The following is an 11,780-nucleotide window of genomic DNA, read 5'->3' on the forward strand; positions in this document are numbered from 1 at the left end:
CGTCGCCGGCCAGGCCCGCGCGAGCGGCCAGGCCGGGCCAGGCGACCGGGCCGGGGCGGGCGGCCAGGCCGGGACGCCGGTCGCGGCGGGCGGGTCGGTCGGGGCCGGCGACCACGACCTGCGGGCCGGGCTCCGGCTGGCCGCCGACGATCCGGCGGCGTTGCTGGAGCCCCGGCACGCCGGGGCGGCGCTGGCGCTCTTCGCCGCCGACGGGCCGGCCCTCGACCAGCTCTGCCGGATCGCCGACGACGTGCGGCGGGACACCGTCGGCGACGACGTGACGTACGTGGTCAACCGGAACATCAACTTCAGCAACGTCTGCTACGTGGGCTGCCGGTTCTGCGCCTTCGCGCAGCGGGAGCGGGACGCCGACGCGTACCGGCTCTCCGTCGAGCAGGTCGCCGAGCGGGCCGCGCAGGCGTGGGCGGCCGGCGCGAGCGAGGTCTGCCTCCAGGGCGGGATCGACCCGAAGCTGCCGGTCACCATCTATCCGGAGCTGGTCCGGGCGATCAAGGACCGGGTACCGGGGATGCACGTGCACGCCTTCTCCCCGATGGAGATCGTCACCGCGGCGGCGAAGGCCGGCGTGCCGGTGCGGGAGTGGCTGACGCGGTTGCGCGCGGCCGGGCTGGACACCATCCCCGGCACCGCCGCCGAGATCCTCGACGACGAGGTCCGCTGGGTGCTGACCAAGGGCAAACTGCCGGCCGCCGCCTGGGTCGAGGTGGTGAGCACCGCGCACGAGCTGGGCATCCGGTCCAGCTCCACGATGATGTACGGCCACGTCGACCACCCCGGGCAGTGGCTGGCGCACTTCCGGGTGCTGGCCGGGGTGCAGGACCGCACCGGCGGGTTCACCGAGTTCGTGGCGCTGCCGTTCGTGCACACCAACGCGCCGATCTACCTCGCCGGCATCGCCCGCCCCGGGCCGACCTGGCGGGAGAACCGGGCGGTGCACGCGATGTCCCGGCTGCTGCTGCACGGCCGGATCGACAACATCCAGTGTTCCTGGGTCAAGCTGGGCGACGCCGGCACGGTGGCGATGCTCCAGGGCGGCTGCAACGACCTCGGTGGCACCCTGATGGAGGAGACGATCTCCCGGATGGCCGGTTCCGACAACGGGTCGGCGCGGACCGAGGAGCAGTTGGTCGCCATCGCCACGGCCGCCGGCCGGCCGGCCCGTCAGCGGACGACCGCGTACGGTCACGCCGGCTAGGAGACGTCGAACCTTTTCCCGCCGCCGGCCGTACCACCGGATGCCGGCGGCGGTCGAGGCGAGGGCCGCCGCCGGGTGTCCCGGAGGGACCGTCGCGTCGCGGCCCGTCCCCTCGCCCGTCGTGCGGGCCCACGCCCGCTGGAGAGGGTGCTCATGAGCAGTGACCAGCACTACCCAGGCTGACCCGTCGACGGGCGCTGACGCCGGCGGCGAGCGGCGCGACCCTCGGTGCGGCGGCGCTCGCCGTGCCGGGGCCCTCCGCCGTCACCCGGACCGGGTCGGCCGGTCGGGCCGACGGCCCGATCGTCGTGCACCTGCGGGACGCCTCGTCGTCGACGTGGGAGATCTCCGCCGGCACGCCCCGGGTCGAGGTACCCGACCGGGGCCCGGCGGACCGGCCGCGCCGCGCCGCCGCCCGCCGCTGACCGGCCGGTACGGCCGCCCGCGCCGCTGACCGGCCGGTACGGCCGCCCGCGCCGCTGACCCCCCGCCGGCCCGACCCGCCCGGCGGGGACCTCGTCGGTTGTCCCCACGGTCGACGGGTCACCGGCGACGTGGTCACCATCGCGGTGCGGGCGATCGCCGGGCTGGCGGTACCGCTGGTCGACCGCCGGTCCACCCCGGACGTGGCGGCGGCGGTGACGCCGGGGTCGAGCGCGGCGGCGTCGTCCTCGACCGGGGTGGTGACGCCAGCGCGGTGATCGTCCACACCGGACGCCACCGGCTCGGTCGGGAGATCGAAACCAGTCGGCGGGACCGGCCGGACGAGTCGCGTACCCACGCGGCGGTGCGCGAGCGGAGGGTCCGCGACGGCACCTTCCACAGCGCGGTCCACCCGGACCTCCCGGCCGGTGTCTGTACCGTCTGGTGGGACGACGACACGCCGGCCGGTACGGTCCCGATCCTCGGTGGTGTCGTCGCCGAATTCGTCTGGCCCGTCAGCGAGCCGGCCGGGCCGCCCTGAGCTGGGGCACCCCGTCCCGACCATCGCGCTCCGTCCACCATGTGGACGGAGCGCGATCGGCGTTTGCGGCTGGACGAGCGCTACGGGGCCGCTCGCGTTACCCTTTGCCACCAAGGCTGGTGATCTTGGCGGGCCGGTCGTCGGCACGTTCCGGGGTGCTCCTCCGGAGCCGCGCAGAACGCCATCCGATGTGTGGATGTCGATGGTTTCGGCGGGTTGGGGGAGGTCGCGCCACAGGAGAAAACTCGGGCAACTCGCCGGGGAGGGCGTTACTCGTGCGGGGTCTGAATCGATAGGGCAGGTTGCGAGGCCGGGACGGCTCGGATGGCCGCCCGGCGTGGTGTCAGGAGGACGACTCCCATTATCAAGTTCGGCTTGACGGCGCACGCATTACACGCGTGTAATTTGAATGGGGTTGTTCACACCGATCGCAGCAAATCGGGATCGGACGGACAAGCACGCCTTTCGCGTGGGGGGTTGCAGCGGCGATGACGCCGGTGCGCGACAAGGAGGCAACTGATGGACGGCCAGTTGGAGGTGGCCGACCTGCTCGGGAACGCGCCGGAGTGGCAGGAGCGGGCGCTCTGCTCGCAGACCGACCCGGAGGCGTTCTTTCCCGAGAAGGGCGGTTCGACCCGCGAGGCGAAGCGAATCTGCTCGCGTTGCGAGGTCAAGACGGAATGCCTGGAGTACGCGCTCGGCCACGACGAGCGGTTCGGAATCTGGGGCGGGCTCTCGGAACGGGAGCGGCGCAAGCTCAAGCGGCGGGCCGCCTGAGCGAGCCGGGCCAGGGCGGTGGGGGCCGCCCGGCTCAGGCCACGACGGGCGGGTCGCGCCTCGACGGGCGACTCGGCCACGACGGACGGCCCCGGTGGGGCGGGTGGCTCAGGCCAACTCGTCGGGGTCGACGCCCAGCAGGTTGGCCACCTGCTCGATGATCACGTCATGGACGAGATCCGCGAGATCCTCGCGGTCCATGGCCCGGAACTCCAACGGTCGCCGGTAGAGCACGATGCGCGGCGGCACCTCCTGCCGACCGGGGCGCCCCGGCAGCAGTCGGGCGAGCGGAACCTCGCCGTCCTCCAGCACGTCGGAGTCGTACACGTTGAGATCCGGCGGGACGTCCTCCACCGCGAACTCGACCCCCGCCAACTCCTTGGCGAACCGGCGCTCCAGGGTCTCCACGGTGTCCAGCACCAGGTCGTCGAAGACCTCCGCCTTGGTCCGCGCCAGCGGCACGGTCGCCGGAACCAGCCGCCCGCGCAGTCCGCGACCGTGCCGGTCCCGGTGGGCGCGCCGGCGGGAGCCGGGGCGGCGGTGTTCCGGGCTCGTCATGAGGCACAGGGTAGCCTCCGTACCGGGCTGGCCTGCTGCTGCGGCGTGCCGATGGCGTGCCGGCACCGGTCCCGGCGGGACGTCGGCCGGCGCGGCGACCACCCCGATGCGGATCGCGGCCGGACCGAGTACGAATTGTGATCACCATGACGGGCGTGTCGCAACGCGAACCAGTGCGCCGGACCCGGTAATGGAGATACCCTGCCGCCGTGAGGTCACCACGGCGCTGCTCCCGTAACGGCTGCCCCCGGCAAGCAGTCGCCACCCTGACCTATGTCTACAACGAGTCGACCGCCGTCGTCGGGCCGTTGGCCGCGTTCGCCGAACCGCACACGTACGACCTGTGCGAGCCGCACGCCCGGAGTCTGACCGCCCCCCGGGGCTGGGACGTCGTCCGGCACGAGGGGGAGTTCGAGCCCCCGCCGCCCACCACCGACGACCTGGTGGCCCTCGCCGAGGCGGTCCGGGAGGCCGCCCGCCCGGCACCCCGTCCCCCCGAGGACGACCAGACCCTGCCGGCCAACCCGCAGACCGGCCGCCGGGGACACCTCCGGGTGATCCCGCCCCACCACTGAACCCCCTCCGCCACCCGCCTCTCCCGGGCGTGCCAGGATTCCGGGGGCCCGCCGCCCGGCGGGCGAGGCGACGGTTTGGGAGTTGTGGTTGCGTACTCCACTGTCCCGGCGTGGGCCGGTCACGCTGACCCGGCGTGGGTTGATCACAGGGGTCCTGGGTTCGGCGCTGGTCGCCGCCGGTTGCGGCGTCGAGGGAGCCCGGCAGGATCCGCAGGACTGCGTCACCGAGGACCGGTCCGCCAGCGAGCCGACGCTCGCCTTCTCGAACTGGCCGCAGTACCTGGACGTCGACGAGGACGATCCGACGAAGCGGCCCACCCTCGACGACTTCGTCGCGCGCACCGGCATCCGGGTGACGTACACCGAGGACATCAACGACAACAACGAGTTCTTCGGCAAGGTCCGCCAGCAGCTCGCCGCCTGCCGGGGCATCGACCGGGACCTGATCGTGCTCACCGACTGGCTGGCCGCCCGGATGATCGGGTTCGGCTGGATCCAGCAGCTCGACCCGGCACGGCTGCCCAACGTCCGGGCCAACCTCCTGCCCCAGTTGGCGAACCGCTCCTTCGACCCGGACGGCCGGATCGCCGTACCCTGGCAGTCCGGGCTGGCCGGCCTGGCCTACAACGGCCGGGTCACCCGGGAGGTCCGCACGGTCGACGAGCTGCTCACCCGACCCGACCTGAAGGGCCGGGTGACCCTGCTCAGCGAGATGCGCGACACCATGGGGCTGCTGTTGCAGTCCGCCGGGCACGACCCGGCGAACTTCACCGACGACCAGTTCGACGCGGCGCTGGCCCGGCTCGAACGGGCGGTGGCCGCCGGGCAGATCCGCCGCTTCACCGGCAACGACTACGCCCCCGAGCTGGCCCGGGGCGACATCGCCGCCTGCCTCGCCTGGTCCGGTGACGCCATCCAGCTCGCCGCCGGCGACGAGCGGGTCCGCTTCGTCGCGCCCGAGGAGGGCGTGCTGCTGTTCAGCGACAACCTGCTGGTGCCGAAGACGGCCACCCACCGGGCCAACGCCGAACGGCTCATCGACCACTACTACGACCCGGCGGTCGCCGCCCGGCTCGCCGCGTACGTCAACTACATCTGCCCGGTGCGGGGCGCCCGGGAGGAGATGGAGCGGATCGACCCCGAGCTGGCCGCCAACCCGCTGATCTTCCCCGACGACGCCCTGCTCAACCGGGCCCGCGTCTTCATGACCCTGGACGAGGAGCAGGAACGCCGGTACGAGACGGCCTTCCAGCGGGTCATCGGGGCGTGACCGGGATGCCCGACGACGACCCGCCCGGCGGGGACCTGCACCTGGTCGACCTCAGCAAGCGGTTCGGCCGGGTCACCGCCGTCGACTCGGTCAGCCTGACCGTGCCGCAGGGCAGCTACTTCGCCCTGCTCGGCGCCTCGGGCTGCGGCAAGACCACCACCCTGCGGATGGTCGCCGGGCTGGAACGACCCACCGGCGGGCGGGTCCTGCTCGGCGACCGGGACCTCACCGGGTTGCGCCCGTACCGCCGGCCGGTGAACACCGTCTTCCAGAGCTACGCCCTCTTCCCACACCTGGACGTCTTCGACAACGTCGCCTTCGGGCTGCGCCGCCGGGGCGTGCGGGAGGTGCCCGAGCAGGTCCGGCGGATGCTCGCGCTGGTCCAGCTCGACGGGTACGAACGGCGTCGCCCCGGCCAGCTCTCCGGTGGGCAGCAGCAGCGGGTCGCCCTGGCCCGCGCCCTGGTCAACCGCCCCCGGGTGCTGCTGCTCGACGAGCCGCTGGCCGCGCTCGACCTGACCCTGCGCCGGCAGATGCAGGGCGAGCTGAAACGGCTCCAGACCGACCTCGGCACCACCTTCGTGCACGTCACGCACGACCAGGAGGAGGCCATGACGCTGGCCGACACGGTCGCGGTGCTGCACGCCGGCCGGGTCGAGCAGCTCGGCGCCCCGGCCGACCTGTACGACCATCCCGCCAGCGCCTTCGTGGCGACCTTCCTCGGCCAGTGCAACCTGCTCGCCGCCGAGGCCGCTGGCACCGCCGGGGACGAGGTCGCGGTCACCGCGTACGGCCTGCGGCTCGCCGTGCCCGCCGACCGGGCCCGCGCCGACCGGGGCGCGGTCCACCTCGGGGTACGCCCGGAGAAGCTGCGCCTGGCCGGCACCGCCGACGAGGTACCCGCCGGCCACCAGCAGATCCCGGCGGTGGTCACCGACGTCACGTACCTCGGCTCCGGCACCCGGTACCTGCTCCGCACGGGCTGGGGCGGCGAGTTGTCGGCGTACACGGTCAACGACGGCACCGGCGCGCGGCTGCCGGTCGGCGCGGCGGTGCTGGCCCACTGGGTCCCCCGGCACGCCTTCCTGTTGCCCCGCGACCCGGTCGAGCGGGCCGCCGCCCCGGCCGGCGAGCCGGTCGGAGCCCCCGGGTGACCGACCGGTCCGCCCCGTCCCCGGCGTCCCACCGTACGCCGGCCGCCCGCCCGGCCGCCTCGGTGCCCGGCGGCGGTCCGGGGCGACGCCGGGTCCTGCCGTACCTGCTGGTGCTGCCCGGGGTGGCCTGGCTGGTGCTCTTCTTCGGGCTGCCGCTGGTCCAACTCGCCGCCGCCAGCCTCTACGACCCCACCGGGTCGCTCTCCACCGGGTACGTCTTCGCCTGGGCGTTCGGCAACTACCCGGACGCGCTGGCGACGTACTGGCCGCACCTCGCCCGCTCCTTCGGGTACGCCGGGCTGGCGCTGCTCCTGGCGCTGGCGCTGGGCTGCCCCCTGGCGTACGCCATCGCGCTGCGCGCCGGCCGGTGGCGCAACCTGCTGCTGGTCTGCGTGGTGGCCCCGATGTTCACCAGTTTCCTGGTCCGCACCCTGGCGTGGAAGACCATCCTGTCCGACCAGGGTTGGCTGGTCGGGCTGCTGCGCGACGTGCACCTGCTCGCCCCGGACGGGCGGCTGCTGGCCACCCCGTTCGCGGTGGTGCTCGGCCTGACGTACAACTTCCTGCCGCTGCTGGTGCTGCCGCTGTACGCGAGCCTGGAGCGGCTGGACCGCCGGGTGCTGGAGGCGGCGACCGACCTGTACGCCGACCCGTTGCGGACGTTCCTGACCGTCACCCTGCCGCTGGCGAAACCCGGCCTGGTCGCCGGGGTCCTGCTGTTCTTCATCCCGGCCAGCGGGGACTACATCAACGCGGAACTGCTCGGCAGCCCGAACGAGTACATGGTCGGCAACGTCATCGACTCGGCCTTCCTGGTCCGGCTGGACCATCCGCAGGGGGCGGCGCTGTCGTTCCTGCTGATGGCGGCGGTCCTCGGGCTGGTGGTCACCCTGCTGCGGCACACCCGGGGCGAGGGCTCCCCGGCCCTGGACGGGGGAGCCCGCTGATGCGCCCGGCAGCCGGGCCGGCGACGCCGGCACCCCGGAGCGCGCCGCTGTCGGGCCGGGTCGCGCGCTGGCTCGTCGACCGCTGGGTGGTCGGGGTGGCGCTGCTGGTGCTCGGGTACCTGCTCCTGCCGATCGCCGTGGTCGCGGCGCTGTCGTTCAACCAGCCCACCAACCGGCTCTCGTACGACTTCCACCGGTTCACCCTGGACAACTGGGCCAACCCCTGCGCCACCCGGGACATGTGCGACGCGGTGGTGCGCAGCGTGCAGGTCGGCTTCCTCGCCACCCTGGTCGCCACCGTGCTCGGCACCATGATGGCGTACGCGCTGACCCGGCACCGGTTCCGTGGCCGCTCCGGGATCGGCCTGCTGGTCCTGCTGCCGATGGCCACCCCGGAACTGGTGCTCGGCACCTCCCTGCTCGCCCTCTTCGTCGCCGCCGGGGCGCCGCAGGGCTTCTGGACCGTGGTCGTCGCGCACGTCATGTTCTGCCTGTCGTTCGTGGTGGTCACGGTCCGGGCCCGGCTGGCCGGCATGGACCGCCGGCTGGAGGAGGCCGCGATGGACCTGTACGCCACCGAGTGGCAGGCGTTCCGGCGGGTCACCCTGCCGTTGCTGCTCCCCGGCATCGCCGCCGCCGCGCTGCTCGCCTTCTCGCTGAGCTTCGACGACTTCATCGTGACGAACTTCAACGCCGGCACCACCGTCACGTTCCCCATGTACGTCTGGGGCGCCGCCCAGCGGGGCATCCCGCCCCAGGTCAACGTCGTCGGCACGGCCATGTTCGCCCTCGCCCTCCTCCTCGTCGCCCTCACCTCCCTCCCCCGCCGCCCCTCCCGCCCCCACCGCTAACCCACCCCACCCCTCCCCGGGCCCCTCCCTTCCCCCGCGATCTTGCACTTGGCGCCCTGGCAAAAGGGTTAAATGCCTCATTTCTGGGGCCTAAAGTGCAAGATCGCGAGCGGTCAGGGGAGGAAGGGTGAGGGCTTAGCACGGGTGGGGGGTTTGTGGAGGGAGTTTCCACAGGGGGTGGTTGTCCACAGGGGTGCAGCAGTGGTGGGGTGAGGTCGGCGATGCTGGCGGGATGACGGCACGGATCTGGCGGACCGCCAGCCTGCTCCGGCTCACCACGCCGAAGCGGATTCGCACCGACGTCGCCCGGGGTCGGCTCGTCCGGGTGCGGCGTGGGGTCTACGCGGACCAGCCGGTGACCGGGCGGGACGCGGTGCGCGCCATGCTGGCACGCCTGCCGGCCGAGGCCGTGCTGACCCGGCACAGCGCGGCGCGGCTGCACGGGTTCGGCGTGCTGAACGCGGCGGCCGTGCACGTGCAGTTGCCGCCCGGCGTGCCGAAGCCACGGCTGCCCGGCCTGGTGGTGCACCACTCGGTGCTGCCGGTCGATCCGGTGCTGGTGGACGGCCTGCCGTGCCTGCCGCCGGCACGGTGCGCGATCGACCTGGCACGTACGGTGCGCCGGCTGGATGTCCTTCCGGTGCTCGACGCCGCGATCCGGTCCGGTGCGACGAGTATGGACGAGTTGGCCGGGGAGGTCTCGGCCCACCAGGGGCTGCCGGGCGTACGACAGGCACGTGACCTGGTGCCGCTGGCGGACGGGCGGGCCGAGTGTCGTCAGGAGAGCCAGCTGAGACTGGTGCTGATCGATGGTCGCCTGCCGGTGCCGGAGCCGCAGATCTGGGTGGTGGACGGGGACGGGATCGCCCGTTTCCGGCTCGACCTCGGGTACCGGGAACATCGCGTCGGCATCGAGTACGACGGTCTCTCCCATCTCGATCGGGACCGCCTGCGAGCCGACCGTGACCGGGCCAACTGGCTGGACGCCAACGGGTGGACCATCCGCTACTTCACCGACCGCGACCTCTACCGCCGTCCGGCCCACATCGTCGCCACCATCCGCGCCGCCCTCTCCTGCCCCACCCCGCCCCTGCCCCACCCCACCTCGCCGCGATCTTGCAGTTCCCGCCCGCCCAAATGGGATATATCAGACCTTTCGCGGGCCGCAAATGCAAGATCGCGCGTCAGGGGGAGGGGAGGGGCGGGCGGGGCGGGGAGAGAGCGGGAGAGAGCGGGAGAGGGGGTCAGGATGCCAGGTGGGAGCGGGTGAGGAAGCGGACGCCTTCGGGGGACTCCAGGGAGAAGCCGCTGCCCCGGCCCGGGACGACGTCGACGGTGAGGCGGGTGTGCCGCCACAGGTCCCACTGGGAGCGGGAGATCCAGAACCCGATCGGCTCGGGTACGCCGGGCACGACGAGTTCCGCGAGCCGGACGTCGGCGGCGCCGGTGCGGAACTCGCCGGCCGGGTAGCACATCGGGGCGCTGCCGTCGCAGCAGCCACCGGACTGGTGGAACATCAGCGGCCCGTGCTGCCGGCGCAGCGACCGGAGCAGCTCCTCCGCCGCCGGGGTCAGCGACACCGGCGGTGACTCCGGCGGCGGCGCCGAGGGTGGGGCGGGGGCACCGGGAACGGCGTCGGGGGTGCCGGCAACGGCGTCGGGGGTGCTGCCCATCAGAAGAAGCCGAGCTTCTTGGGGGAGTAGCTGACCAGCAGGTTCTTGGTCTGCTGGTAGTGCTCCAGCATCATCTTGTGGTTCTCCCGGCCGATGCCGGACTGCTTGTACCCGCCGAACGCGGCGTGCGCCGGGTACGCGTGGTAGCAGTTCGTCCAGACCCGCCCGGCCTGGATCGCCCGCCCGGCCCGGTACGCCGTGTTCAGGTCCCGGGTCCAGACGCCGGCACCGAGGCCGTACAGGGTGTCGTTGGCGATCTTGACGGCCTCGTCGAGGTCGGCGAAGGAGGTCACCGAGACCACCGGGCCGAAGATCTCCTCCTGGAAGATCCGCATCGAGTTGTCACCCTCGAAGACGGTCGGCTCGACGTAGTAGCCGCCGGAGAGTTCCCCGCCCAGGTCGGCGCGGGCGCCGCCGGTGAGCACCCGGGCGCCCTCCTGCCGGCCGATGTCCAGGTAGGAGAGGATCTTCTCCAACTGGTCGTTGGAGGCCTGCGCGCCGATCATCGTCTCGGTGTCCAGCGGGTGGCCCTGCCGGACCGCCCGCGTCCGCTCCACGGCGGCGGGCAGGAAGTCCGCGTAGTGGCCGCGCTGGATCAGCGCCCGGGACGGACAGGTGCAGACCTCGCCCTGGTTGAGGGCGAACATGGTGAAGCCCTCCAGCGCCTTGTCCAGGAAGTCGTCGGAGGCCGCGCTGACGTCGTCGAAGAAGAGGTTCGGGCTCTTGCCGCCCAACTCCAGGGTGACCGGCCGGATGTGCTCGCTGGCGTACTGCATGATCAGGCGGCCGGTGGTGGTCTCCCCGGTGAACGCCACCTTCGCCACCCGGGGCGAGGAGGCCAGCGGCTTGCCCGCCTCGACACCGAAGCCGTTGACCACGTTCACCACCCCCGGCGGCAGCAGGTCGGCCACCAGGGAGAGCCAGTAGTGGATCGACGCGGGGGTCTGCTCGGCCGGCTTGAGCACCACCGTGTTCCCGGCGGCCAGCGCCGGCGCGAGCTTCCAGGTCGCCATGAGCAGCGGGAAGTTCCACGGGATGATCTGCCCGACCACCCCGAGCGGCTCGTGGAAGTGGTACGCCACGGTGTCGTCGTCGAGTTCGCCCAGCGAACCCTCCTGGGCCCGGATCGCCCCGGCGAAGTACCGGAAGTGGTCGATGGCCAGCGGGATGTCGGCGGCCAGCGTCTCCCGTACCGGCTTGCCGTTCTCCCAGGTCTCGGCGACGGCCAGGTCCTCCAGGTGCTCCTGCATCCGGTCGGCGATCCGGTTGAGCAGCAGCGCCCGCTCGGCCACCGGGGTCCGCCCCCAGGCGTCGGCGGCACCGTGGGCCGCGTCGAGCGCCCGTTCGACGTCCTCGGCGGTGCCCCGGGCCACCTCGCAGAAGATCTGACCGGTCACCGGGGTCGGGTTCTCGACGTAGCGACCGCCGTGCGGCCGGACGTACTCGCCCCCGATGAAGTGGTCGTAGCGGGACTGCCAGTGGGTGGGGGCGTCGTAGCGCGTCATGGGTACCTCCGCCGTCCGTCGGGCTGACGGGGGCGAGGCTAGTGACGCGGACGTTGCAGGAACGTTGCGTCCGGCAGCGCGTACTCCCGGGCGAGATGGTGGGCGCGGGCGACCGCGAGGGGCCGACGGGGCGCGCCCGGCGGCAACGCCCGCGCCAGGGCCTGCCAGGCGGCCAGGTCGTCGGCCCCGGCGGGCGTCGCCGTCCAGGCCGCGAGCGGCGCCGGGTCGGCGGCGGCCAGCACCGCCGCCCGCACCTGCCCGTCGACCAGCCGGCGCAGCCGCGCCACCCC

General features: G+C 73.2%; 13 protein-coding genes and 1 pseudogene. 9 read left to right on the forward strand and 5 right to left on the reverse strand.

Going from position 1 to position 11,780, the window contains the following annotated elements; genetic code table 11:
- Positions 1 to 1,216 (forward strand): 5-amino-6-(D-ribitylamino)uracil--L-tyrosine 4-hydroxyphenyl transferase CofH (gene cofH, locus AWW66_RS28850; protein WP_245648528.1); only part of this gene is annotated, 1,216 nt, incomplete at its 5' end.
- Between the two features lie 151 nt (positions 1,217 to 1,367).
- Here cofH and AWW66_RS36155 read toward each other — a convergent pair.
- On the reverse strand, positions 1,368 to 1,925 hold the full coding sequence (locus tag AWW66_RS36155) for a hypothetical protein (RefSeq protein ID WP_211272141.1): 558 nt from the start codon (positions 1,923 to 1,925) through the stop codon (positions 1,368 to 1,370).
- A 78-nt stretch (positions 1,926 to 2,003) separates the two neighbouring features.
- On the opposite strand from AWW66_RS36155, the gene AWW66_RS35735 reads away from it, so the two are divergent.
- Together AWW66_RS35735 and AWW66_RS28865 are read left to right on the forward strand one after the other, a co-directional pair.
- Entirely contained in the window at positions 2,004 to 2,180 is a 177-nt protein-coding gene (locus AWW66_RS35735) for a hypothetical protein (protein WP_245648529.1), read from the forward strand.
- 519 nt (positions 2,181 to 2,699) lie between these two features.
- A complete protein-coding gene (locus AWW66_RS28865; RefSeq protein ID WP_007455784.1) occupies positions 2,700 to 2,957 on the forward strand; it encodes a WhiB family transcriptional regulator in 258 nt (85 codons plus the stop codon).
- A gap of 108 nt (positions 2,958 to 3,065) precedes the next feature.
- On the opposite strand, the gene AWW66_RS28870 is transcribed toward AWW66_RS28865, so the two are convergent.
- Positions 3,066 to 3,515, reverse strand: coding sequence for a metallopeptidase family protein (locus AWW66_RS28870; protein WP_067372917.1), 450 nt, complete (start codon positions 3,513 to 3,515; stop codon positions 3,066 to 3,068).
- Between the two features lie 209 nt (positions 3,516 to 3,724).
- Here AWW66_RS28870 and AWW66_RS28875 point away from each other — a divergent pair, with 209 nt between their 5' ends.
- The 6 genes from AWW66_RS28875 (at position 3,725) to AWW66_RS28900 (ending at position 9,582) form a co-directional block, all read left to right on the forward strand.
- Positions 3,725 to 4,090 (forward strand): DUF3499 domain-containing protein, encoded by a 366-nt coding sequence (locus AWW66_RS28875; protein WP_067372919.1) that lies wholly within the window; start codon positions 3,725 to 3,727, stop codon positions 4,088 to 4,090.
- A gap of 139 nt (positions 4,091 to 4,229) precedes the next feature.
- Complete coding sequence (locus tag AWW66_RS28880) at positions 4,230 to 5,360, forward strand: polyamine ABC transporter substrate-binding protein (protein WP_245648530.1); 1,131 nt, start codon at positions 4,230 to 4,232, stop codon at positions 5,358 to 5,360.
- A 5-nt stretch (positions 5,361 to 5,365) separates the two neighbouring features.
- The gene (locus tag AWW66_RS28885; protein WP_067372932.1) at positions 5,366 to 6,514 is read left to right on the forward strand and encodes an ABC transporter ATP-binding protein; all 1,149 of its coding nucleotides are present in this window, start codon (positions 5,366 to 5,368) and stop codon (positions 6,512 to 6,514) included.
- Positions 6,511 to 7,461 (forward strand): ABC transporter permease, encoded by a 951-nt coding sequence (locus AWW66_RS28890; protein WP_083979121.1) that lies wholly within the window; start codon positions 6,511 to 6,513, stop codon positions 7,459 to 7,461. The genes AWW66_RS28885 and AWW66_RS28890 overlap by 4 nt, the downstream gene beginning before the upstream one ends.
- Positions 7,461 to 8,312: an ABC transporter permease gene (locus tag AWW66_RS28895; protein WP_169807191.1), complete on the forward strand. Its 852-nt coding sequence runs from the start codon at positions 7,461 to 7,463 to the stop codon at positions 8,310 to 8,312. The genes AWW66_RS28890 and AWW66_RS28895 overlap by 1 nt, the downstream gene beginning before the upstream one ends.
- 232 nt (positions 8,313 to 8,544) lie before the next feature.
- Positions 8,545 to 9,582 (forward strand): DUF559 domain-containing protein, encoded by a 1,038-nt coding sequence (locus tag AWW66_RS28900; protein ID WP_245648531.1) that lies wholly within the window; start codon positions 8,545 to 8,547, stop codon positions 9,580 to 9,582.
- Here AWW66_RS28900 and AWW66_RS28905 read toward each other — a convergent pair.
- From AWW66_RS28905 to AWW66_RS28915, 3 genes and pseudogenes are all read right to left on the reverse strand, one after another.
- Positions 9,557 to 9,985 (reverse strand): DUF779 domain-containing protein, encoded by a 429-nt coding sequence (locus AWW66_RS28905; protein ID WP_083979123.1) that lies wholly within the window; start codon positions 9,983 to 9,985, stop codon positions 9,557 to 9,559. The genes AWW66_RS28900 and AWW66_RS28905 overlap by 26 nt on opposite strands.
- Positions 9,985 to 11,490 carry an aldehyde dehydrogenase gene (gene adh / locus AWW66_RS28910; RefSeq protein ID WP_067372923.1) on the reverse strand — a complete coding sequence of 502 codons (1,506 nt, stop codon included), beginning with the start codon at positions 11,488 to 11,490 and terminating at the stop codon, positions 9,985 to 9,987. Before adh ends, AWW66_RS28905 begins: the two co-directional genes overlap by 1 nt.
- Before the next feature lie 38 nt (positions 11,491 to 11,528).
- Positions 11,529 to 11,780: pseudogene (locus AWW66_RS28915) on the reverse strand (transcriptional regulator); the annotation flags it as partial.

The sequence above is a fragment of the Micromonospora rosaria genome (assembly GCF_001567585.1).
GTDB lineage: Bacteria > Actinomycetota > Actinomycetes > Mycobacteriales > Micromonosporaceae > Micromonospora > Micromonospora rosaria.